At 62.0% G+C, this 21,722-nt stretch carries 19 protein-coding genes and 1 pseudogene; 10 read left to right on the top strand and 10 right to left on the bottom strand.

Annotation, left to right across the window (positions count from 1 at the left end):
• Window positions 1-3: 3 nt before the first annotated feature.
• Both BEN48_RS08300 and BEN48_RS19695 read right to left on the bottom strand, forming a co-directional pair.
• On the bottom strand, window positions 4-2,379 hold the full coding sequence (locus BEN48_RS08300) for a tetratricopeptide repeat-containing sensor histidine kinase (RefSeq protein WP_070734120.1): 2,376 nt from the start codon (window positions 2,377-2,379) through the stop codon (window positions 4-6).
• Between the two features lie 2 nt (window positions 2,380-2,381).
• On the bottom strand, window positions 2,382-4,547 hold the full coding sequence (locus tag BEN48_RS19695; protein WP_070734232.1) for an ATP-binding protein: 2,166 nt from the start codon (window positions 4,545-4,547) through the stop codon (window positions 2,382-2,384).
• Between the two features lie 295 nt (window positions 4,548-4,842).
• On the opposite strand from BEN48_RS19695, the gene prfA reads away from it, so the two are divergent.
• Both prfA and BEN48_RS08285 read left to right on the top strand, forming a co-directional pair.
• Complete coding sequence (prfA, locus tag BEN48_RS08290) at window positions 4,843-5,916, top strand: peptide chain release factor 1 (RefSeq protein ID WP_070734119.1); 1,074 nt, start codon at window positions 4,843-4,845, stop codon at window positions 5,914-5,916.
• 222 nt (window positions 5,917-6,138) lie between these two features.
• Window positions 6,139-7,680: a hypothetical protein gene (locus tag BEN48_RS08285; RefSeq protein ID WP_070734118.1), complete on the top strand. Its 1,542-nt coding sequence runs from the start codon at window positions 6,139-6,141 to the stop codon at window positions 7,678-7,680.
• Between the two features lie 22 nt (window positions 7,681-7,702).
• Here the strand turns inward: BEN48_RS08285 and BEN48_RS08280 are convergent, their stop codons facing one another.
• Together BEN48_RS08280 and gpmI are read right to left on the bottom strand one after the other, a co-directional pair.
• Window positions 7,703-8,290, bottom strand: a complete 588-nt coding sequence (locus BEN48_RS08280) for a hypothetical protein (protein ID WP_125932537.1) — start codon at window positions 8,288-8,290, stop codon at window positions 7,703-7,705.
• Window positions 8,283-9,833, bottom strand: a complete 1,551-nt coding sequence (gene gpmI, locus BEN48_RS08275) for a 2,3-bisphosphoglycerate-independent phosphoglycerate mutase (RefSeq protein ID WP_070734116.1) — start codon at window positions 9,831-9,833, stop codon at window positions 8,283-8,285. The genes BEN48_RS08280 and gpmI overlap by 8 nt, the downstream gene beginning before the upstream one ends.
• A 209-nt stretch (window positions 9,834-10,042) precedes the next feature.
• On the opposite strand from gpmI, the gene BEN48_RS08270 reads away from it, so the two are divergent.
• The 5 genes and pseudogenes from BEN48_RS08270 (at window position 10,043) to BEN48_RS08250 (ending at window position 13,587) form a co-directional block, all read left to right on the top strand.
• Window positions 10,043-10,405, top strand: coding sequence for a DUF4783 domain-containing protein (locus tag BEN48_RS08270; protein WP_158010129.1), 363 nt, complete (start codon window positions 10,043-10,045; stop codon window positions 10,403-10,405).
• Between the two features lie 230 nt (window positions 10,406-10,635).
• A pseudogene (gene nadC / locus BEN48_RS08265) lies at window positions 10,636-11,501 on the top strand (carboxylating nicotinate-nucleotide diphosphorylase).
• Window positions 11,502-11,609: 108 nt separating this feature from the next.
• Window positions 11,610-12,233: a hypothetical protein gene (locus BEN48_RS08260; protein ID WP_070734114.1), complete on the top strand. Its 624-nt coding sequence runs from the start codon at window positions 11,610-11,612 to the stop codon at window positions 12,231-12,233.
• A gap of 84 nt (window positions 12,234-12,317) precedes the next feature.
• A complete protein-coding gene (locus BEN48_RS08255) occupies window positions 12,318-12,677 on the top strand; it encodes a hypothetical protein (protein ID WP_070734113.1) in 360 nt (119 codons plus the stop codon).
• A gap of 160 nt (window positions 12,678-12,837) precedes the next feature.
• Window positions 12,838-13,587, top strand: coding sequence for a ZIP family metal transporter (locus BEN48_RS08250; protein ID WP_070734112.1), 750 nt, complete (start codon window positions 12,838-12,840; stop codon window positions 13,585-13,587).
• A gap of 122 nt (window positions 13,588-13,709) precedes the next feature.
• Here BEN48_RS08250 and BEN48_RS08245 read toward each other — a convergent pair whose 3' ends face one another.
• The 3 genes from BEN48_RS08245 to BEN48_RS08235 all read right to left on the bottom strand — a co-directional run bounded on the left by BEN48_RS08245 (window position 13,710) and on the right by BEN48_RS08235 (window position 16,358).
• Window positions 13,710-14,579 (bottom strand): DUF5694 domain-containing protein, encoded by an 870-nt coding sequence (locus BEN48_RS08245; RefSeq protein WP_158010128.1) that lies wholly within the window; start codon window positions 14,577-14,579, stop codon window positions 13,710-13,712.
• Window positions 14,580-15,083: 504 nt separating this feature from the next.
• The gene (locus BEN48_RS08240) at window positions 15,084-15,407 is read right to left on the bottom strand and encodes a hypothetical protein (protein ID WP_070734110.1); all 324 of its coding nucleotides are present in this window, start codon (window positions 15,405-15,407) and stop codon (window positions 15,084-15,086) included.
• Window positions 15,408-15,425: 18 nt separating this feature from the next.
• Window positions 15,426-16,358, bottom strand: a complete 933-nt coding sequence (locus tag BEN48_RS08235) for a DnaJ C-terminal domain-containing protein (RefSeq protein WP_070734109.1) — start codon at window positions 16,356-16,358, stop codon at window positions 15,426-15,428.
• Window positions 16,359-16,811: 453 nt separating this feature from the next.
• Between BEN48_RS08235 and BEN48_RS08230 the strand changes: the two genes are divergently transcribed.
• Complete coding sequence (locus tag BEN48_RS08230) at window positions 16,812-17,333, top strand: DUF6799 domain-containing protein (protein ID WP_070734108.1); 522 nt, start codon at window positions 16,812-16,814, stop codon at window positions 17,331-17,333.
• 141 nt (window positions 17,334-17,474) lie between these two features.
• Complete coding sequence (locus tag BEN48_RS08225) at window positions 17,475-18,755, top strand: lysophospholipid acyltransferase family protein (RefSeq protein WP_070734107.1); 1,281 nt, start codon at window positions 17,475-17,477, stop codon at window positions 18,753-18,755.
• Between the two features lie 127 nt (window positions 18,756-18,882).
• On the opposite strand, the gene BEN48_RS08220 is transcribed toward BEN48_RS08225, so the two are convergent.
• A complete protein-coding gene (locus BEN48_RS08220; protein WP_070734106.1) occupies window positions 18,883-19,623 on the bottom strand; it encodes a methyltransferase family protein in 741 nt (246 codons plus the stop codon).
• Between the two features lie 193 nt (window positions 19,624-19,816).
• Here BEN48_RS08220 and BEN48_RS08215 point away from each other — a divergent pair, with 193 nt between their 5' ends.
• The gene (locus tag BEN48_RS08215) at window positions 19,817-20,302 is read left to right on the top strand and encodes a peptide deformylase (protein ID WP_070734105.1); all 486 of its coding nucleotides are present in this window, start codon (window positions 19,817-19,819) and stop codon (window positions 20,300-20,302) included.
• A 27-nt stretch (window positions 20,303-20,329) separates the two neighbouring features.
• Here the strand turns inward: BEN48_RS08215 and BEN48_RS20090 are convergent, their stop codons facing one another.
• Both BEN48_RS20090 and BEN48_RS20085 read right to left on the bottom strand, forming a co-directional pair.
• Window positions 20,330-21,103 carry a chromate transporter gene (locus BEN48_RS20090; protein WP_317043692.1) on the bottom strand — a complete coding sequence of 258 codons (774 nt, stop codon included), beginning with the start codon at window positions 21,101-21,103 and terminating at the stop codon, window positions 20,330-20,332.
• Window positions 21,100-21,633: a chromate transporter gene (locus BEN48_RS20085; RefSeq protein ID WP_317043691.1), complete on the bottom strand. Its 534-nt coding sequence runs from the start codon at window positions 21,631-21,633 to the stop codon at window positions 21,100-21,102. The genes BEN48_RS20090 and BEN48_RS20085 overlap by 4 nt, the downstream gene beginning before the upstream one ends.
• Between the last annotated feature and the right edge of the window lie 89 nt (window positions 21,634-21,722).

Raw genomic sequence — 21,722 nt, 5'->3', positions numbered from 1 at the left:
GCGCTAGCAGGGTAAGGAGATTATAAATTCGGCCCCACCCTCCTGCTGGCTCTCCACGGAGAGCGTGCCGCCGTGGCCCAGGGCGATGATGTCGTGCGAAAGCGAAAGCCCCAACCCGGTGCCTTCGCCCGTGGGCTTGGTCGTGAAAAAGGGCTGGAAGATTTTCGCCTGTACTTCTGACGGCATGCCCGTGCCGTTGTCCATCACGCGGATTTCGACCGTGTCGCCGACCCGCTTCGTGGACACGCTCACGGTGGGGATGTAATCTGGCTGACTCGCTTGCTGGCGCTTTTGCACTGCGTAGAAAGCGTTGCTGAACAGGTTAAGCAAGACGCGCCCCAGGTCGCCGGCCACGGCTTCAACCAAGGGCAAACCCGGCGCCAGGTCGGTCTGGAGCGCGGCGTTGAAAAACTTGTCCTTGGCCCGCAGCCCCTGGTAAGCCAGGCGCAGGTACTCGTCGGCCAGCGCGTTTACGTCCGTCGGCGCCCGCTCGCCGCTGTTGGTGCGCGAGTGTTCCAGCATGCCGCGCACGATGCCGGCGGCCCGCTTGCCGTGCAGGGTGATTTTGGTTAGGTTCTGGCGCAGGTCGCCGACCAGCTCGGTTTCCAGACCGGCGTCGCGCGCGGGTCGGGCCTGTTCCTCGGCAAGCTCCTCGAGCAACTCGGTGCTCACTTCCGAGAAGTTGTTGACGAAGTTGAGCGGGTTCTGAATCTCGTGGGCGATGCCCGCCGTGAGTTCGCCCAGGCTGGCCATCTTTTCCTTTTGAATCAGCTGCGCCTGGGTGGCGCGCAGCTTGGTCAGGCTGGTATCAAGCTGGTCGCGCTGGGTTTGCAAGTCGTATTTCTGGCTGGTCACCGCCTCGTTGAGCCGACTGAGTTGCTCGTTGGCTTGTTGCTTTTGGCGGTTGGCGCGCCAGAGCACGAAGCCCAGGCTGGCCAGCAAAGCCAGTCCCGCCAGCGTGGCGCCCAGCACGTAGCGCTGGCGGCGGGCGCGGGCGGCATCCTGCACCTGGGTTAGGCGCAGGGCGGCGATGCGCTGCTGCTGGGCCTGCTCGGCGCGCTCGGCCTCGTAGCCGGCCACCTGAAACCGGCCCTGCTGGGTGCGCAGCGAGTCGCTCAGGGCCAGGCCGAGGCGGGCGTAGCGGCCGGCGGGCGCGTCCTGCCCGCGCTGGGCGTAGAAGTCGGCCAGCTCTTGCAGGTAGGCTAGGCGTAGCGGCACAATTTTCAGCTCGCGGGCCTTGCGGTAGGCCGTGAGCCAGGCCTGTTCAGCGCGGGCCGGCTCGCCGCTGACGGCGTAGTAGCGCGCCCAGGTCGCATCCAGCTCCAGGTCGCCGTGGGTAGTATTAATCGGTATTTTCACCGAATCGGCCAGCTGCTGCGCCCGCACCAGCAGGGAGATGGCTTCAGCCCCGCGGCGCAGGTCGAGCAGCACTGCACTTTTGAGTACCAGTCCGTAAGCGCGCTGAATGGGAAGTAAAGTCGCGTAGTTCTGGGTGGTATCGGTGGGTACGCCGGCCAGGGCCTTGTCGGCGTAGCGCAGGGCAGCGGGGTAGTTGCGCAGCTGCCTGTAGGCCTGGGCCATGTTGCGGTAGGTGAAGGCGTATTGGTCTATGCCCTTGCGCCGGGGCAGCTTCGCACCCACGGCCAGCGACTGGCGCAGAAAGAGCAGGGCCTTGACCGGGTTGCCCCAGTCGGCGTATGAGGCACCCACCACTTTCAGCTCATTTTCCTGGCCCGACCTTCTGAACGTGCTGTATAGGTCGGCCGCGCGTAGGTAGTGGCTGATGGCTTGGTTATAGTCGCCCCGTTTCGCAAAGGGAAACCCCAGCAGATGGTGGCAAGAGGCCAAGTTCTCCCGCGCCCCGCGGGCCTCATACTGCGCCACCTTGGCTAGCAGATACGTCTCCCGCGCCTCCACTTGATTGAGCTCTCTGAACAAGGCCCCGATTCCCGATAACGGTCCCGACGCGGGCCGGCCCACGCTGTCAAACGCTTCCACGGTAGCTTGTAGATTCCGAAGCCGTGTGGCGGGGTCAGCTTTGACCTTGGATAGCTGGTAATCGGCGTAGAAGAGCTGATGGGCGCGGGCTTCGGGCCGCTTCAGCCGGCGCAGGAGACGTATCCGCTCCTGAAATAAGGAGTCGTAGTCGGACGGCGACCGATATCCCCCCACATAAAACATGTGCAACAGCGTACGCAGGCGGGCCGTATCGGCGCGCTGCGTAGCCAGCACCCGCCGCAGCGAGTCGCCATCAGCTTCCCAGTAGCGGTGGGCGGGCGTGGTTTGGGCGGCCAGCGGGCCACTAAGCAGCAGGAGGAGCAGGGGCAGCAGCCAGCCCCGGCGGGAACGCGGCGGCAGATGTAGCAGGAAAAACGGCACAGCTAAACAGGTAAGGTGATGGTAAATTCGGTGGACTCGCCCGGGGTGGAGTGCACGCTGAGCGTGCCGCCGTGGCCTTTGGTGATGATGTCGTAGCTGAGCGAGAGGCCCAGGCCCGTGCCCTCGCCCGTGGGCTTGGTGGTGAAGAAGGGCTGGAAGATTTTGGCCTGTACCGCCGGGCTCATGCCCGTGCCGTTGTCCGTCACCCGGATGGCCACGTGCCCGTTCACCCGTTCGGTCGAGAGGCTGACGGTGGGCGCATAGCCCGCCTCGCCCGCTTGCTGGCGCTGGTGCACGGCGTAGAACGCGTTACCAAACAGGTTGAGCAACACCCGGCCGAGGTCGGCGCCCACGGCCGGCACGTCGGGCAGGCCGGGAGCAAAGTTGGTGCGGAGGGCTGCGTTGAAGGTTTTGTCTTTGGCCCGCAGGCCCTGGTAAGCCAGGCGCAGGTACTCGTCGGCCAGGCTGTTGAGGTTGGTCGGAGTGCGGTCGCCGGGGCTGGTGCGGCTGTGCTCCAGCATGCCGCGCACAATGGCCGCCGCCCGCCGCCCGTGCTGGGTAATCTTCGCCTGGTTCTGCTCCAGGTCGCGTAGCAGCTCGGTCAGCTCGTCCTTGTCGGCCGCCGGCAGGGCCGCCGTGGCCAGCAGCTCCTGCGCTTCCTGGCACAGCTCGGCGCTCACTTCCGAGAAGTTGTTGACGAAATTGAGCGGGTTCTGGATTTCGTGGGCGATGCCGGCCGTGAGCTCGCCCAGGCTGGCCATCTTCTCCTTCTGAATGAGTTGGGCTTGCGTGGCGCGCAGCTCGGTGAGGGAGCGTTGCAGCTCGCCGGTGCGCTGCGTCACCTGCTGCTCCAGCGTCTCATTCTGGGCGGCCAGCAGGGCCTGCTTGTCCTGCTCCTGCGCGATGGTCTGGGCCGAAAGGCGTTCCACCTCGCCCAGCTTGACTTGTAGCAGCCCGGCATCGAGGGCAAACTCCCGCGCTAGAAACAGCGAGATGCCCAGCGCCCGCAACACAAAGATTCCTACAATGCAGAGATTAGCCGCTAGCACCGATACCGACAGCGCATGTATGCCGACATATCCTATCGCAGCCAGCAGCCCGCCCGCAAAGCCAACTGCGATAATCCAGGCCCCGCGCCGACGTTGCCGCACGGCCCGCACAGTTAAGCGCAGTTCCTCAGCGATAAATAAGATACTCAGGCCTGACCACAGAAAAATAGTCGCCGGGAGATAAGGAGCCAACGCCAACATCAGCACTACGCCTCCATAAACCACCCATAAACCGGTGTAAATGCGGCCGGGACGGACGTTGAACAAAGCGTATAAGGCCCGCACAGACCACAAGCCGGTCATGGAAGCCAGCGAGTTGGTAGTAGCAGCCAGCACCAGGTAAGGCCCTAACGAGTCGAAAGTCAGGGTGTACATACAATGCGCCCCGAATGAGGCCAGCGCCGACGCAAGGGCAAAACGAGCAAAGTAGCGGTTGGCTCGCTGGGCGGGGTTGTAACGATAAAAAGCAAAGTGCAGGAGCGCCAGGAGCGCCGAAAATCCTAGCAGCACCAGATAAATCTGGGAGTTATTCTTTTCCTTCCCCTGTCCCTCCCAAAACACCTGAGGGTTAAATAGGACAGACGTTAGCAGCGGGGTTCGGTCGATGCCCACCAACAGCGACGACTGCCAGGGCGCGTAGCGGACGGCCAGCACCTGCTCGGCTGGCCCACCCGCTGGCACCTGCCCAGGCTGCGGAAAGCGGCCTCGAGGCACTACCTGGGCGGGGTCGGCATTGATTACTCCCTGACGCTGCACCAGCCGGCCGTTCAGGTACACCTCGACGGCGCCGCGTTCCCCACAATTCACCAGCAGGTCGTGCCGGCGCAGGCTGTCGCCGAGCCGGAAGCGCAGGCGCAGCCAGCTGATGCCCGTGCCCAGGGCCTGCGGCAACTCGCGCCGGGGCCGGGTAGGATTAAGCGTGTCCCAGGCGCTGTCGTCAAAGTCGGACCGAGCCCAGGCGGGGTCGTCGCCGGCGTGGTAGCGCCAGCCTTTTTTAAGCATCAGGCCATCGGCGGGCAGGTGGTTGATAACTAGAATGGTAGAATCGGGTGGCAGGGCCGTAGCTCCGGCAGCCGGAGCCAGCAGCCACAAACTCATCAGCAGTAGAAAGTAGCGCATAGGCAGCAAGAGGCACCACGCAGCGGGCTGCTTTGTGGTGTAGAATTAATTTGAGTGAAAATTGAATTTACCCCAGCAAGCTACTACTAATCAGGGCAGTTTATGGCCTGCTGCTTTAGGTCTGCAACCGGCCATCGGGGCAGCTCGGCCGCAAGGCGGTGGGTAGTGCGCGGTGCGTGGGGCACACACGGTGGTGGGCCAGGGTCCGCTTCCGGCCCCAACGGAACGTCCGGCCTACATAGCGGTGTTTAGATTCAGTATCTTTGCAGACTATTGACTAAATCCGGAACACCCGATGCTTGATAAACTAGAAGCCATCAGCCAGCGCTACAATAATGTAAACGAAGAGCTGATGCAGCCCGATGTGATGTCGGACTTGAAACGCTACAAGGCCCTGAACAAAGAATATAAGGAGCTGGGCAAGATTGTGGCCGAGTACCGCAACTACCAGGGCGTACTCAGCAACATCGAAAACGCCCGCTCGGTGATTTCGACGGAGAAAGACGAGGACTTCCGCCAGATGGCCAAGGACGAGCTCGACGAGCTGCAGCCCGAGCAGGAGCGGCTCGAAACCCTCATCAAAGACCTGCTGCTGCCCAAGGACCCGAACGACTCCAAGGACGTGATTATGGAAATCCGGGCCGGCGCGGGCGGCGACGAAGCGGCCCTGTTTGCCGGCGACCTGCAGCGCATGTACATGCGCTTCGCCGAAAAGCAGAACTGGAAAATGGAGCTCATCGACGCCATGGAAGGCACCGCCGGCGGCTACAAGGAAATCATTGTGGCCGTGCGCGGCGAGGACGTGTATGGCAAGCTTAAGTTTGAGAGCGGCGTGCACCGCGTGCAGCGCGTGCCGGCCACCGAAACCCAGGGCCGCATTCACACCAGCGTCGCTTCCATCGTGGTAATTCCCGAAGTGGAGGAGTTCGACATCGAGCTGAACATGGGCGATATCCGCAAGGACTACTTCTGCTCCAGCGGCCCCGGCGGCCAGTCCGTGAACACCACGTACTCGGCCGTGCGCCTCACCCACCTGCCCTCCGGCCTCGTGGCCCAGTGCCAGGACCAGAAATCGCAGCTCAAAAACTTCGACAAGGCCCTGGCCGTGCTCCGCTCCCGCGTGTACGACATGGAATTGGCCAAGAAGAACGAAGCCGACGGCCTGGTGCGCAAAAGCATGATTGGCGGCGGCGACCGCAGCGATAAAATCCGCACCTACAACTACCCCCAGGGCCGCGTGACCGACCACCGCATCGGCTACACGGTCTACAACCTGTCCAGCGTAATGGAAGGCAACGTGGACGACTTCGTAGAGCAGCTGCGCCTGGCCGAAAGCGCCGAGCGCCTGCAGGAAGGCGTAGCCAAGTAACCGGAACCGTTGAACGGTCAAACTCCCCTCTTTTTTTTAAGGAGGGGACGCGGCCGCGAAGCAGCCGCTGGGGTAGTGCAGTCGTTGCACGACACCCGCGCCGGCTCGCTACTTCGGGTACTATTTCCGCTCCGTAGTCGTTCAACGACTTCACCACCCCCGTCCGAGCCGTCGGCTCGAACATCCCCTCCTTAAAAAAGGAGGGGAGTTGACGTTCTATTTATGCGCCACCTGTTTCCGCTGTTACTGCTTGTAAGCTGCCTGCTCACTTTTCTGCCCGGCTGTGAGCCGAAGGTAGACCTGCTGCAAACAACTGGCCGACTGGAGTTTGACCGGGACACGGTGGTTTTCGACACGGTGTTTACCACGGTGAAAACCGTAACCAAGCGGTTGTGGGTGTACAACCGCAACCGCGGCGCGGTGAAAACGGCCATTAACCTGGCCGGCACTGCTGGCAACACGTACTCCCTGGTCATCAACGGCGACGCCACGCCATCGGCGCCTGATGTGACCATTCGGGGCCAGGACAGTATACTGGTGCTGGTGCGCGCCGTGCTGGGCGACAACGGCAGCGCCGCCAAGCCTTTTCTGCTCGTCGACCAGCTGCAGTTCCGCACCAACGGCAACGAGCAGGACGTGAAGCTGGTGGCCTACGGCCAGAACGCGTACTTCCACCGGGCCGATTTCGTCAGCCGGAACACCACCTGGGCCACCGATAAGCCGCACGTCATCATCAACGCGGATGTGGTGCAGGGCGGCCGGACTTTTTCGGTGGGCGTGCAGGTGAACCCCAACGTGACGCTCCGCATTCCGAAGGGCGCGCGCATCTACTGCCACGCGGGGGCAGCCCTGGTGGTGGCCGGCACGCTGCTGGTGAACGACGGCTACCAGCCCGGCACCGGCGCTACCGATACCGTGAAGGCCAACAACCGCGACATCGTGCGTTTTCAGGGCGACCGGCTGGAATCCTTCTACGCCAACGTACCGGGCCAATGGGCCGGCATCGTATTCACCGAGACCAGCCGGGGCAACGTCATTCGCTACGCCGAAATAAAGAACGCCAATGCCGGGGTGTTTCTCTCCAACCCCGACAACCGCACGCCGCGGCCCGATATCACGCTGGAAAACACCGTTATCAGGAATATTTCCGGTGCCAATCCCTCCTACGTCAACAACCTGGAGCTGCCCGGCGGCATCGTAAGTATTTCGGGCGATGTGAAGGCCACCAACTGCCTCCTTACCAACTGCGGTGAATACGCCGTGCTGGGCGTGGGCGGCGGCATCTACGACTTCAACTTCTGCACCTTCGCCAACTACACGCCGGGGTTCAACCGCGACACGCAGTCCCTCACCTTCACCAACGAGAAGGCTACTGCTCCCGCCACCAAGCTGCCCCTCACGCTTAGCCTGCGCAACTCCATTGTGTGGGGCTCCAACCTGGGCAGTGAGATGAACGACGAGTTATTCGTAAAAAACTACGCCGAATACACTTCCCTGAACATTCGCAACACGTTGCTGCGCACCAAGGAATATGCTACCATAGCCGCCGTAGTGGGCGGCCCCGCCGATAACCTGCTCAACGTGGACCCACTGTTCAAGCGCAACCCGCTGAACAGCTTTGGCCCGTTGGATTTTATGCTGCAGCCCACCTCGCCAGCCATCACCCCCAAGCGCCTCCGGGCCGGGGCCGCACCCGCCCGCGACATTCTCAACCTGCCGCGCAATGCCGCAGCGCCCAGCCTGGGAGCCTACGAGTCCAAGTAAGCGGCACGCGGCTGCGGGCCAGCTATTCTACCAGCCCCGCCGCTGCGTAATGCAGGGTGTCAAACAATACCAGTTTCTGGGTACCCACCACCTCGTAGCGCTGCAGCTGGCCGTTTTGCAGCTGGAAGCGCAGGCGCTTGCGAGCGGCAAACAGGGCGTTGTCTTGCTCAATGGTGGCGGTCACCTCCTGGGCTACCACGCTCTGCTGCACCACCGTGAGCACGGCTACCGGAGCGTTGGGCTGGCCCGGCAGGCGGGTGTAGGTGCGGCGCAGCAAGCCCCCGGGCAAAGCCACGGAATCGACGGTGTAGGCCCCGCGCAAGGCAGCTTTGTTGATGTCGGCCTGCAGGAAAATCTGCAGCTCTTTGTTCCAGTTTGCGGCGGGCACCCGCACGGTTTCGGTTGGGTTGCTGCGCACGCGCACTTGCTTGGTTACGGCCGCTTTGCGCTGGGCCAACTGCTCTATCTGCTGCGTCACCAGGCCCTTCACATCGAAGTACAGCGGGCGGCGCGGCGCGGGGGCGGCCGGGCCCACATCGGCGCAGCCCACCAGCCCCAGCACGCCCAGCACCGCCGAGCTTAGGACGAGACCTGCGCGGCGCTTACGCATTCGGCACCGGGGCTAGGCTGCGGCGCAGCAGGCTCTGCCCAGTCATTTCCACAGGCTGGGCCACGCCCATCAGCTCCAGAATGGTGGGGGCCAGGTCGCCCAGCTTGCCATCGGCCAGGGTGCCCACGTAGTCGTTGTCTACCAGGAGGCAGGGCACCAGGTTGGTGGTGTGCGCGGTGTTGGGCGAGCCGTCGGCGTTGCGCATGAACTCGGCATTGCCGTGGTCGGCAATGACGATGCTGGCGTAGCCGGCTGCCAGGGCAGTTTCTACCACGGCGCGGGCACACGCATCGGTGGTTTCCACGGCCTTTACCACTGCCGAAAACACGCCGGTGTGGCCCACCATGTCGGGGTTGGCAAAGTTGAGCACCACAAAATCGGCGGCATTGGCCTGCAGCTCGGGCACCAGGGCCGCTACCAGGTCGGCGGCGCTCATTTCGGGCTGTAGGTCGTAGGTAGCCACCTTGGGCGAGGGCCGCATGATGCGCGTTTCGCCCTCAAAAGCATTTTCGCGCCCGCCCGAAAAGAAGAACGTGACGTGCGGGTACTTCTCGGTTTCGGCAATGCGAATCTGGGTTTTGCCGTGCGCTGCTAGCACCTCGCCCAAGGTGTTGTTGAGGTTGTCGGTTTCGAAAACCGGCGTCACGCCCGCAAACGTGTCGTCGTAGTTAGTCAGGGTGAGGTAGTGCAGGTTCAGGCGCTTCATTTGGAATGCGTGCATGTCCTGTTGGGTGAGCACCTCCGTAATTTCGCGGCCGCGGTCGGTGCGAAAGTTGAAACACAGCACCACGTCGCCTTCCTTGATGGTAGCCAGCGGCTGGCCGTCGGCTCCGGTTTTCACGATGGGCTTCAGGAATTCGTCCGTCACGTCTTCCTTATACTGCTCCTGAATGGTCTGAATGAGGTTTTGGGAAGGCGTGCCGATGCCGTTTACCAGCACGTCGTAGGCCACTTTCACCCGCTCCCAGCGGCGGTCGCGGTCCATGGCGTAGTAGCGGCCCACCACCGAGGCAATTTTGGCGCCGCTGCGCACTATCGATTCTTCCAGCTCGTTCACGTAGCGCACGCCGCTCTTGGGGTCGGTGTCGCGGCCGTCGGTGAAGGCGTGCACGAAGACGCGCCGCACGCCGGCTTCGTGGGCAATGGTGCACAGGGCCTTCACGTGGTCGATGTGCGAGTGCACGCCGCCATCGGAAAGCAGGCCGATGAGGTGCAGGGGCTTGTCGTTGGCAATGGCGTATTCGAAGGCTTTCACCAAGGCTGGCACCTGGCCCAGCTTGCGCTCGCGAATGGCCTTGCCGATGCGCACCAGCTCCTGGTTCACCACGCGGCCCGCCCCAATGTTCATGTGGCCCACTTCCGAATTGCCCATCTGGCCCTCTGGCAGGCCCACGGCCTCGCCCGAGGCCTGTAGCTTGCTGTGCGGAAAACGCTGCAACAGCTCGTGGTAGAACGGCGTATTAGCCGCGTCCACGGCCGAAACCGCCGCATTCTGGGGAATTCCCCACCCATCCAGAATCACCAACAAAACCTGTTTATCCATGCCCCAAAGATACGGCCAGCCCGGGCATGGGTTGGAATTATCTACCTTTGAATGTTCCTCCGCCGTTCCTTTTTTTGAGCGGCTTCTCCAGCGGCCGTCGGTATGGTCTTACTTCCTGGCACCATTTTAGCTTTCCATTCGATGCGTATGACGCACTAATTACTCTACTAATGAAACGCTATTTTTTTAGGACCTTATTCTTAAGCTGGATGCTTCTATTTACCGGAGTAGCTGCTCACGCCCAGGCCGACAACCTCGGGGCCGTGCGCTCTGCTTTGCGCAACGGCTCCGCCCGCGAATTGTCGCAGTACTTCGCCTCCACCGTTGAGGTGGGTTTCGATGGCGACAAGCAGGGCTACAACGCAACCCAGGCTGAGATTGTCATCAAAGACTTTTTCGCTAAAAACGGCCCCACCGGCTTCGACTTCATCCACCAGGGCGAAAGCAAGGAAGGCATCCGTTACGCCATTGGCCGCTACACCGGCCGCAGCGGCGTGTACCGGGTGTATGTGAAGCTGAAGCCCTCGAAGGGCGCGCCGCAGATTGACACCCTTGACTTCACGAAGGAATAAATTTCCGCCTGCTCGCCAAAAACTCAGCCCCAGCCTCACTAGGCCGGGGCTTTTTTGTGCGTTTGAAATCGCCATCATTTTATAATTCGTGCAGAGCCGAAGGACTTTATTCCGGCAGTGTTAGCAGCTGTTTACTGCAAATTGGTCTTTAGTTATAAGCTCCTTCGCTGGGCTCAGGATGACAGACGGCTTGGCTTTCACTAGCGCCGCAGGGACCGTACCTTTGCGGTGTGCAAACTCCCACTCCTTCCTATTTAACGCCCGAGGCGTTGACTCGCTTCATCCGCACGGCGCTGGCCGAGGACGTGGGCGACGGCGACCATTCGGCCCTTTCCTCGATTCCGGCCGATGCCCGCAACCGGGCCCACCTGCTGGTGAAGGGCGAAGGCATTCTGGCCGGCATGGCCCTGGCGCCCCTCATTTTTGCCGAAGTCGACCCCAGCCTGCAGCTCCACGCGCTGCTCGCCGACGGCACCCCCGTGAAATACGGCGACATCGCCTTCACCGTGGAAGGCCCCGCGCGCAGCATCCTCACGGCCGAGCGCCTTGTGCTCAACTGCATGCAGCGCATGAGCGGCATTGCCACCTACACGGCTTACCTCAACACCCTGCTGGCGGGTACCAAGGCCAAGCTGCTCGACACCCGCAAGACCACGCCCAACTTCCGCATCTGCGAGAAATGGGCCGTGCTCATTGGCGGCGGCGTGAACCACCGCTACGGGCTGTTCGACATGATTATCCTGAAGGACAACCACGTGGACTACGCCGGGGGCGTGGCCGAGGCCATTGCCGCCACCCACGCCTACCTGGCCAAAACAGGCCGCAGCTGCCCATCGAAATTGAAACCCGCTCCCTCGACGAGGTGCAGCAGGCCCTTGACGCCGGCGGCATCGACCGCATCATGCTCGACAACATGGGCCCCGAGCAGCTGCGCGAAGCCGTGGCCCTGGTGGCCGGGCGCTTCCCCACCGAAGCCAGTGGCGGCATCACCGAAATGACCATTGCCCAGGTGGCCCACACCGGCGTGGACTACATCTCGGTAGGTGCCCTCACCCACAGTGTGAAAAGCCTGGACTTAAGCCTGAAAGCATATTAAACTAGTGGTTAATGGTTAGTGATAAACGGTTAGTGTTGGACATTCTATTACTGAATTCCCCTAACCGTTTATCACTAACCACTGACCACTAATCACTAACCACTAACAATGAACCAACCCAACCAACGCGGCGGTGGCGGCGGCTTTCGCCAGGCCCAACAGGCTTCGCCGCTGGCCATCCGCACCAAAAAAACGCAGTTCGACACCAATACCTACACCCGCATTGCCATGGCTGAGGTGTGGAAAAAAGACTGGGTGTACGCCCTGATTCCCTTTGCCCTGGGGATACTGCCTGCCATTTTTGTGCATTCCTGGTGGTGGCTGGTGCTGGCCGTGGTGCTCACGGTGCTATTCGTGCTGTTTCGCTCGGCCCAGGTGACGGGTGTGACGCAGATGGAGCAGAGCAAGCCCCTGTTTGAGCGCATGAACTTTGAGATGGACCAGAAGCAACTGCTGTTGCGCGTGGGCCCCGAGAAAGCCATGCAGCTGACCTGGGACATGATAGGCCGCGCCCGCCGCGACGGCGATGCCTACCTGCTGTACCTCAAGCCCGGCACCCCGCCCGGCGACCTGGCCCCCTGGCGCCTGTGGGTGGCGCGCACGTTCGATGTGCCGGTGTTTTTACATTTGCCCCAGCGCATCTTCAATTCGCCGAACGACGTGAAGCTGTTTGAGGCCTTGTTGCGCCGCAAAAACCTGTTGCCCACCGAAGCCGGCGCCACAACCGTTTAGGACGGTAGGCCGTTTGTGTAAGCCCGGCGCGGCGTTGTTATCCCTGCTTTCTTTGACCTTGTTTACCTGCTAATTTTTCTTCTGATGAAATTGACTCACACCCTGTTGCTGGCTTTGGCCACTGCCTCCCTGGCCCTGACCTCGTGCAGCAGCGAGCCTTCTGACTGGCGCCCCGACGACAAAGTATCGCTGGACATGGTAGCACCTGGCACCCGCATTTCCGAAAGCTACGACGAGGCGCACGCGGCCCACGCTCCCCACCAAGCCAGGGGCGGTGCCATTGCCGAGCCCATCAGTTCCGGGGTTGACCTGGACCATCGCGCCAAGCCCTCGGCCAAAGGCGCCATGAGCGCCAACGCGGAGGAAGGCATGCGCAAGCGTGGCAAACTCAACGATGCAGGCAAGTCGAGCCAGGAGGCCCACTCCGGTACTGAGCGGAAGTAAGCCGCCGGTTTCGTCGTTACTACACATTATTTGGGTGGCAGCTTTGCCCGCCGGCTGGCGGTAGCAAAGCTGCCGCTTTCTTGGAAGGCAGAATGAGGAATGAGGAATTGCCCACCGCGCAGTTCCTCATTCTTCATTCCTCATTCTTCACTATCCGTCCATGGGGTTTGCTATTTTTCTGCTGCTGGTGACGGTGCTGGGCGCGGGCGCGGCGGCGGCATGGGTGCCGGTGGCCCGGGGCAGCCAGTGGCTGAAGCCGCTGCTGGCCTTTAGCGGGGCATACCTGTTCACCCTCACCATCACGCACATATTGCCGGAGGCCCTGCAAATGCTGCCCGACCGCCCCGCGCAGGTGGGCTACTGGGTGCTGGCTGGTTTTTTTGGGCAACTGCTGCTGGAAGTGTTTTCGCAGGGAGTGGAGCACGGCCATGTGCATCACGAAGCCGCCCACGGACCGCACGATACGGGCGGACGCGTGCCATTTCTGCTGCTGGGCGCGCTGGTCATCCATTCCATTCTGGAAGGCAGCATCTTGGTGCACGCGCCGGAAGTGGGCCACATGAGCCAGAACTTTTACGCCATTGTGGTGGGGGTGGCGCTGCACCATATTCCGGCGGCCTTTGCGCTGGCCACGCTGCTGCGCCTACGGCTGGGCAGCTTTCGGCGGGTGTGGCCCTGGCTGCTGCTGTTTGCGCTGGCCTCGCCGGTGGGCATTGTGCTGAGCAACTACGTGGTGCTCTCGGAGCTGCTGAGCGGCGGCCTTTACGCGGCGCTATTGGGCCTGGTGGCCGGCAATTTCCTGCACGTTTCCACCACCATCCTGTTCGAAACCAGCCCCGAGCACCGGCTGAACTGGCCCAAACTGGGCGCTACCCTGGCCGGTCTGCTGCTGGCGCTGGCCGTGGCGTAGGCGGGCCGATGGCTGAGTAAGCAAGCGTTCGGCAGTCCGCGTTTACGCTCCACGGGTGCCCCAACCAGCCGATTTATGATAGATGAAATGACTCGCTGGCACTTGCTATGACCGTAGTGCGGCTACTCGGCGCAGCCGGCTGGCTTGGCCTCCAGCATGGCCGGCACCGAAACCAGCTCCACGTCAGCGAAGGTGCGCAGATAGGCTTCCACATAGGGCTTGTGGGCCGCGCCCACGATTAGAAGCGCCCTGCCCCCCGCAATCGGCGCGGTTGCTTCCCGAATTGCCACGGCCATGCGCAAGTTTTGGGCTTCCCAGGCCGCTACCCATTGCCGGCCGGTGCGGCCTGCCTTGTCGCTGCGCAGCATCGACTGGCATTGGGCGTCGGCGTCTAGTCTGCCGAAGCGCAAGGAGTTCTTCCATTTAAAAACGGACATGATTTCGGAAGCGGCGGCCAGCTTCATGGCTTCCTCCGGCACGGCGCGAAACTCGGGCGTGTTGTGGTTGAACAAGTCCGTGAGGCCGGGCTCGGCGGCGACCACGGCCTTCATCGCCTCACTGCTTGGCGATGCCACGTCGCTCAGGTGGTCGCCGGCTCCGTAGAGACGCTCCAATCCCACGTCGGCCGCCACACGGGCTGCCATTGATACTATCTCATTCCGCAGGCCGGCGAAGCTATTAAGAGTTTTGACCAGCGCCGGCGAAACACCGTCGGCCGCTATTCGCTCTGCCGGAGCTAGGCGCATCCACTGCACAGTGGCCGAAAAAGGCTCGGCGGCGGCAACGAATAGACTGGCCAGATGCCGACGGTTTGCCGGCGTCAATCCCCCTTTTTGGCACAATGAATTTGCCTCAACCAACGCTTGGGAAGCCGTAAGCTTTAAGTCGGCCTGGGCGGCTTTGGCCATGCTCAGCGTCGGGCCGGCGTATCGTCCGGCGGTGCCGTGGTAAGCAGCGTAGGCATCCAGGGCCATTACCTGCTCCCCAGACATGGCCTCGGTCAGAATAACATCCGGTTTGTACGCCCGCAGCCTGCACAAAACGGGCTCCAGCCACGAAACCTGGAAGTTAGCGGGTGCGGTATCAAGGTGCGTGAGGCCCAATACCAGTACCTGAGTCGGCGCAAGGGCTAATTGCGGCCGCACCGCCGCGGGGTCGAAAGGCCGCCCGACTTCCGTTGAAGCCAACCGGGCCGCCGCTCCCGGGCCCGCTTGGTTCGCCTTGCAAGCCGACAAGGCCAGGACCAGTCCGGCTAACAGCCCCTGCCAGGCAGCCCGGCGGCCCAGCAGGCCTGGGCCCAGGCCTGGCTTTATTTGGTTGTGTAGTCGGTAGCGGCCCGAGAACGGCGCCGTGCAAGCAGTGGCAAATGGCAGTGGTTTGTAGCTAAAAAGCATTGGCGCGGCTTCGGAGTAGAGCAGGTACTAAGGTAGCAGCGCAACCCTGAAAGCTGCTTCAAAAGCCATGCACTGCCGCTCATTGCATTGCCTATGGAAACGCTACAACTCCTCCAAGGGGCCGGTGCCGCGCAAGAAGTCTTCGAGCTGCCGGGTGCGGGCGCGCTCGTGGGTTAGCTGCGCCTGCAGCTCCACCAGCCGCTGGCGCATGGCCATGATAACGTCGAGAGCTTCGGGGGGCAGTTCCAGCTCGTGGTGCAGGCGGGCCAGGCGGGGCAGGTCGTCGGGCTCGTCCACAATGACGGTTTCGGGGGCGGGCGCCGCGCGCAGCAGGCCGGCCTGCAAAAAAGCGTGCAGCGCCGCCGGCCCCAGCCCGTAGCGGACCGAGCACTCGTGGTAAGTAAGGGTGAGAATGGAAGTTGCCATGTTTGCAGGGCTTCGGGATTAGGCGTCGGGACGCAGGGCGGCCAGCTGCCGGATTAATTCATTTTCCTGGGGGGTAAGGTGCTGGGGCAATGCCAGGCTGAGGCGCAGATACAGGTCGCCAAACTCGCCGGGCTTTTTGTACACCGGAAAGCCCTTGCCGCGAAGGCGCAGGCGCGTGCCGTTCTGGGTTTCGGGCTTGATGTTGATTTTAACAGGGCCGCTGAGGGTTTCCACGGTTTGCTCGCCCCCCAGCAGGGCCTTGTACACGCTCACGGGCACATCGTGGGTCAGGTCGTCGCCGGTGCGGGCGTAGCGGGCATCGGGCCGGATGCGAAAGGTGATGAGCAGCGAGCCACTGGGGCCGCCGTTGCGGCCCGGTCCGCCCTGGTCGCGCAGCCGAATGGACTGGCCATCGGCCACGCCGGGCGCAATGGTCAGGCGCAGGTTTTTGCCGTTCACGGCAATGGTGCGGGGGCCGCCGTGGTAGGCTTCCTCCAGGCTCAGCTCCAGCTCGGCCTGGTAGTCGGCACCGGCGGCGGGCCGGCGGCTGCCCGCCCGGCCGCCGCCCATGTTGCCGAACATGGAGCCAAAGAAGTCGGAAAAGTCCTCGCCCTCACCGAAGGGGTTGCCCTGGCCCTGGCTGCCCCCGCCCTGGGTGTACTGGCTCCAGTCGAAGCCCGCGCCGGGCCGGCCGCCGCGCTCCGCGCCGCCGGGCTGCTGCTGGTAGCGCTGCCAGTCGGCCCCAAACTGGTCGTATTTCTTCCGTTTTTCGGGGTCTATGAGTACTTCGTGCGCCTCGTTTACTTCCTTAAATTTCTGTTCGGCCACCTTGTTGTCGGGGTTCACATCGGGGTGGTGCAGGCGGGCCAGTTTGCGGTACGCTTTCTTAATCTGCTCTTTAGTAGCTGATTTTTCCACTCCCAGCACGTTGTAGTAGTCTTTATAATCCATAATGGCTGAGCGAAATGCGCAAGGTATTGGGCTTCTGAAACTAAAATCTGCAGCAGGCCACTAATGTGGCAGTTGCAGCACTTTTTTCACTGCTTCCCGCCTCCACCTTAAACGGGTGTAAGCGCTGGCGCTGGCAATCTAAGCGGCTTGTGCTTATGCAGTACGTGCCGGCTGCCGGAAGGCACAGGCCCGAAATTACTTTTTTGTATTGCGCAGCTGCAGGCACATATTTAGGTGATATACGGCTGGCGCCGAAGTTTTGGCATCATATTAGAAAGGAGTTGTTTGAACGCATGCAATTGCTGAAAGTTAATAACTGAGTCATTTAGACTTTAACTCGTTTTTTGCATTCACAGATTATAGCAGTGTTATAGTACAAGACAAATAAGCTGTATATTGTGCGCTTATTAGCCTTTTGATATTAATTCAACAAATTCTACTTTACATTTTTCCATGAATACTCGTTTTCTCTTTAGCTTCATTATTGGTATTGCCCTGCTGGCTGGCACCACGGCGCAGGCCCAAACGCGCGTTCCCGCTCGCCGGCCCGGCGCGGTGGCACCGCGCCCTCGCCCCACCAACATGGGCGCCGGCATGAAAGATGGCCTCACCATGAAGGATGGCCGCATTATCCTTACGGAGCTGGGCATCAGCAACCCCACCACTGCCGACAAAAAGCTGCTGAACGGCGTTGTCATCAGCACCACTGGCTTGGTGACGGCCACCGATGGCACCACCACTCAATTGACTGAGGGCGACCTGGTTTCGCTCACGGGACGGGTCACTACCCGCCGCTCCATTGTGGTAGCCGACAGCCTTTCCAAGGCCCGCTCCTTCGACCTGAAATATCCTGGCAAGCGCAAGAAAATGGAAGAAGACGCCGAGCGCAAAGCCAAGGTTAAAGCCAAGCTGGCCGAGGACAAAGCCAAAATCGCTGAGAAGCGGGCCAGAGACAAAGAAAAGTCCAAGCGCTAGCCCTAACAGTCCGGCCTTTCCGGCCGCAGCAGTCCCCGCCACCCTTTTCGGATGTGGCGGGGATTTTTTTTGTTTCGGGAGTCCCGACCCGCGCAGCACGGGCGGCTGGCCTACCTTAGCGGGACTAACGCTCTTTGGTCCATGCTTTTTTATACCGTTATCAAACCGTTTGTGCAGGTGGCGCTGCGGGTGTTTTTTCACCGCATCGAGTTGCGTTATCGCGAGCGGCTGGCGCTGCCGGGGCCATTGCTCTTTGCCAGCAACCACCCCAACACCCTGATGGACCCGCTGCTGGTGGCCATCAACCGCCGCCAGCCGGTGGCGTTTCTGGCCAAAAGCACGTTTTTCAAAAACCCCGTGTCGCGCGCCATTCTGCAGTCCGGCAACTCCATTCCCATCTACCGGCGGCAGGACGCCGAGCCCAGCGCCGAGCCCGCCACGCACGCCCAGCTTGCCGCCCAGAACGAGGCCACCTTCGGCCGCTGCTACGACTACCTGGGCCAGGGCGGCACCCTCATGATTTTTCCCGAGGGCACCAGCGTGAGCGAACGCCGCCTGCGGCCCCTGAAAACCGGCGCCGCCCGCATTGCCCTGGGCGCCGAGGCCCGGTACCGGTTTCGGCTGGGCCTGAAGGTGGTGCCCATTGCCATCAATTACTTCGACCCCGCCCGTTTTCGGTCCGACGTGCTGCTTAACATTGCCCGCCCCATTGTGGTGGCCGACTACGCCGCCCGGTACGCCCAGGACCCCGAAGCCGCCGCCGACCAGCTCACCGACGACATTCGCCAAGCCCTGGAGCGGCACCTCATCATTGCACGCAATGCTGACGAAGACGCGTTTGTGCAGCAGCTGGAACGGACTTTCGCCAACCACCTGAACCCGGACGACGACCCCGACACGCTGTACGACAATTTTCAACTGAGCCAGACCCTGCTGCAGGCCCTGGCTTGGTTTGAGCAGCACGCGCCCGGCCGCCTCGCGGCCATGCGCCTGGAACTGCAGACTTACCTGGACCACCTGCGCCGGCACGGCCTCACCGACAGCGCTCTGGAAGAGCAGCGGCGGGGTTCCGTGGCCGGCCTGTTTAACCTGGTTTTGGGTTTGCCCGTGTGGCTCTACGGCGTGCTCAATAATTTCCTGCCCTATATTTTGCCTTCGGTGGTGGCCCAGCGCGCAACTAAAGAAGTAGAATTTGTGGCCCCCATCATGCTGGTGGTGGGCATGATAACCTTTCCCTTGGCCTATGCCCTGCAAGCCCTGGCCGTGAACCACTGGCTCACCCACGACTGGCGCCTGACGGCGCTGTACCTGCTGAGCCTGCCCTTTGCGGGGTTCTACGCCCTGGGCTATTGGGAGAGCCTCGCATCCCGCGTCGAGCGCTCCGGGCCCTGCGCCTGTCGCGCCGCGCTCCCACCGAACTAGCGGCCCTGCTGCGGCAGCGGGCCGCGCTGGTGGGCCAGCTGCAGGAAGCCCGGGCCGAGTTTCTGGGCCGGCCCGTAGGAAGCGACAGCCCGCTCCCGCCCGGCGTATAAGTGAGAGATTTCGGCCGTTAGCGGCCTTCGGTGTCGAGTATTTTGGTTTGTTTTTTCAAGGTGCGCAGCACCACAAACACCACCGCATTCACCCCAAACACCACTTGCCAGAAGAAGTCGATGGCGAAACGCCAGTCGACGAACAGGTGGGCGATGGCATTGAGCAGCACGAAGGAAGTGATGGCAGCAAACAAGCCATTGTATTCGCGCTTCAGCACGTTGCGTAAGCAAAAGCTCAGGCGGGAGGGCACCCAGCCCCCCAGCCGGGGCAGAAACGTCGGCGTGCGGCTGGCCCACGCCTCATAGCGGGCCGAGTGGGTGTGCCGCAGGAAGGCTTCCTCCGCGTACATAATCCGTTCGTAGTACAGCCAGTATGCCAGGGCCCCAATGGTGGCAAACCACCAGACCCCCGGAAACAGCATGATGCCCAGCCACATCAGAAAATTACCCAGATAGAGCGGGTGCCGCACCACGGAGTAAATGCCGGTTTCGTTGAGTGTTTCCGCCACCTGCTGCTCCGTGTTCCGGCCCGAAGTGCCCTTGGGTGTGAAGCCCACGGTGAGGGCCCGTACCCCCAGGCCCAGCAGGCTCACCGCCAGGCAGAGCGGCCCCCAAAAAGTACTGGTGAGATGGCCGTAAGCAATGCCAGGGTAGAAGTAAATAACTGCTATAACGAAGGGGTACAGGAACAAGGGCAGCCAACTTCTTCTCTGGAACAGCCAGTTGCCGTCTCGTTCAAACTCCTCACGTAAGGGCATAAAAGCAAAGCATAAACAGGAGATTTTGAGCCTGCTGAAAATCAAAAAGTGGCGCTTGAAAACGGCTAATGTACCCCGGCTTGAAAAATCCTCAAGCCCGCAAAGCTATAATTTCAGCGTAATAATCGCCATTATTACACCAATTAGCCGAAACCCCTAGTTGTCTGCTTTCCACAAACTGCCCTTGGCTCCCATGAAAACCCTGGCTGACCTGCTCCTGCTGGGCGACCCGCGCCTCTACGAAACGTGTGCCCCGGTAACCGAGGCCGACCTGCCCCTGGTAGCCGGCTGGGTAGCCGACCTGGACAATGTGATGCGCGAGGTACGGGCCCGGTACGGGTTTGGGCGCGGCATTGCGGCCCCGCAGCTGGGCATCATGAAGCGCCTGGTGTACCTGAATATCGACCGGCCCATGGTGCTGCTGAACCCCGAGCTGACCGAGCCGAGCGACGAACAGTTTGAGCTCTGGGACGACTGCATGAGCTTTCCCAACCTGCTGGTGCGCGTGCGGCGGCACACCGCACTCACGGTGCGCTACCGCGACGAGCACTGGCAGCCCCAGACCTGGCCCGTGCAGGACGGCCTCTCAGAGCTGCTGCAGCACGAATGCGACCACCTCGACGGCGTGCTCTGCACCATGCGGGCGCTGGACGCGCAGTCGTTCAAATGGAAACCCTAGCCGGCCCGCCCGCGAAAGCGACGCCGGCTAGCCGATAAGCGCACCCGCCAGCAGCGCCGTGGCTACAATGGCCACGCTCGGCATTTTTTCCCACAGCAGCAGCAGAAACGTGGTGCCCACCAGCAGCGGATTTACCGGCAGGGTATGCACGGGCCCCCACTGGAAGGGCAGCGCGAGGTACTTGTCGGGCAGCGGGTGGTAGAGCAGGAACGTAGCCGCGTACACCAGCCCGGCACTCACTGCGTTGATGCCTTCCAGCGAAGCCTGCACCACGCGGTACTGCCGCAGCCGGTCCCAGAAACGAATAACGAAGAAGATGAGAAAGGTACCGGGCAAAAAGATACCCGCTGTGCCCACTAGCGCGCCTACTACCTGCATTCCCGGCCCGCCCTCCGGCCGCATGGCCAGCGCCCCAATGTAGGCGGCTATCGAAAAATTGGGCCCCGGCATTGCCTGCACCAGGCCCAGGCCCGATAGGAATTCGGGCCCGGTGAGGTAGCCTTTGAACTCCACAAACTCGGCGTAGAGCAGCGGCGCCAGCACTTGCCCCCCGCCAAACACCAGCGAGCCGTTGCGGTAGAAGTTTTCGAACAGCCGCACGGGCAGCCAGCGCGTGTAGTGCCCCAGCAATGCCGCGCCCAGCAAAATCCCCAGCCACAGTATAAAATTGGCCCACTCCACACGCAAGGGCTTTTTCTCCTGCACAATGGCGTGCTTGCGGTAGCGCACCGTGGTTACGGCGCCGCCGGCCACCAGCAGCAGCGGCAGCATCCAGGGCAGCTGGAAAAAATAGGCCATCATGCCGCCGACACCATCAGGCCGACGGCCGTTTTGGTATGAATGACTTTTTGGGCGATGCGGTAGGCCGAAAAGGCCACGAAACCTACCGCCACGGGCTGCACAAACTGCACCAGGGCCGCCACGCGCACCGGGTCGAGGTGGCTGAGGGTGAGCGCCGCCAGGGTCATCAGGGTCACGGACGGCGTCATCCAGACCAGGAGCGTGAGGTAGGCCAGGTTGGGCCCGCCCAGCCGAAACCCGATAACCGTGATGGTTTGAGTAGACGTGGGCCCCGGCAGCAGCGCGCACAGGGCCTGCAGCTCCAGCAGCTCAGCCGAGGTGATGTAGCGCCGTTTGTCCACCAGCAGCCGGAACATCATGGCCAGGTGCGCCTGCGGTCCCCCAAAGGCCGTGAAGGCCAACGCGGCCACGTCCTTCAAAAAAATAATACCCCGCACCCGCCGCGTGCGGATGCCGGACCGCCGCGGGGGCGGCTCCAGCGAAACGGGGGCGGCGGAGGGCGGGGAAGTGGGGGGCGTAGGAACGGTCATGCAGAAAAATAAAGAACGTCATGCTGAGCTTGCCGAAGCATCTCTACCGCTGAAGTAATGATTTACTCTCGTGGTAAAGATGCTTCGGC

Source organism: Hymenobacter glacialis (assembly GCF_001816165.1).
GTDB lineage: Bacteria > Bacteroidota > Bacteroidia > Cytophagales > Hymenobacteraceae > Hymenobacter > Hymenobacter glacialis.
Note: the sequence above shows the minus strand (reverse complement) of the source record. Positions and strands in the feature narration are given on the sequence as shown.

Coding starts and splice junctions, on each gene's coding strand:
- BEN48_RS19695 (WP_070734232.1), bottom strand. CDS start 4,547: ATGCGCTACTTTCTACTGCTGATGAGTTTGTGGCTGCTGGCTCCGGCT.
- prfA (WP_070734119.1), top strand. CDS start 4,843: ATGCTTGATAAACTAGAAGCCATCAGCCAGCGCTACAATAATGTAAAC.
- BEN48_RS08285 (WP_070734118.1), top strand. CDS start 6,139: ATGCGCCACCTGTTTCCGCTGTTACTGCTTGTAAGCTGCCTGCTCACT.
- BEN48_RS08280 (WP_125932537.1), bottom strand. CDS start 8,290: ATGCGTAAGCGCCGCGCAGGTCTCGTCCTAAGCTCGGCGGTGCTGGGC.
- gpmI (WP_070734116.1), bottom strand. CDS start 9,833: ATGGATAAACAGGTTTTGTTGGTGATTCTGGATGGGTGGGGAATTCCC.
- BEN48_RS08270 (WP_158010129.1), top strand. CDS start 10,043: ATGCTTCTATTTACCGGAGTAGCTGCTCACGCCCAGGCCGACAACCTC.
- BEN48_RS08260 (WP_070734114.1), top strand. CDS start 11,610: ATGAACCAACCCAACCAACGCGGCGGTGGCGGCGGCTTTCGCCAGGCC.
- BEN48_RS08255 (WP_070734113.1), top strand. CDS start 12,318: ATGAAATTGACTCACACCCTGTTGCTGGCTTTGGCCACTGCCTCCCTG.
- BEN48_RS08250 (WP_070734112.1), top strand. CDS start 12,838: ATGGGGTTTGCTATTTTTCTGCTGCTGGTGACGGTGCTGGGCGCGGGC.
- BEN48_RS08245 (WP_158010128.1), bottom strand. CDS start 14,579: ATGTCTGGGGAGCAGGTAATGGCCCTGGATGCCTACGCTGCTTACCAC.
- BEN48_RS08240 (WP_070734110.1), bottom strand. CDS start 15,407: ATGGCAACTTCCATTCTCACCCTTACTTACCACGAGTGCTCGGTCCGC.
- BEN48_RS08235 (WP_070734109.1), bottom strand. CDS start 16,358: ATGGATTATAAAGACTACTACAACGTGCTGGGAGTGGAAAAATCAGCT.
- BEN48_RS08230 (WP_070734108.1), top strand. CDS start 16,812: ATGAATACTCGTTTTCTCTTTAGCTTCATTATTGGTATTGCCCTGCTG.
- BEN48_RS08225 (WP_070734107.1), top strand. CDS start 17,475: ATGCTTTTTTATACCGTTATCAAACCGTTTGTGCAGGTGGCGCTGCGG.
- BEN48_RS08220 (WP_070734106.1), bottom strand. CDS start 19,623: ATGCCCTTACGTGAGGAGTTTGAACGAGACGGCAACTGGCTGTTCCAG.
- BEN48_RS08215 (WP_070734105.1), top strand. CDS start 19,817: ATGAAAACCCTGGCTGACCTGCTCCTGCTGGGCGACCCGCGCCTCTAC.
- BEN48_RS20090 (WP_317043692.1), bottom strand. CDS start 21,103: ATGATGGCCTATTTTTTCCAGCTGCCCTGGATGCTGCCGCTGCTGCTG.
- BEN48_RS20085 (WP_317043691.1), bottom strand. CDS start 21,633: ATGACCGTTCCTACGCCCCCCACTTCCCCGCCCTCCGCCGCCCCCGTT.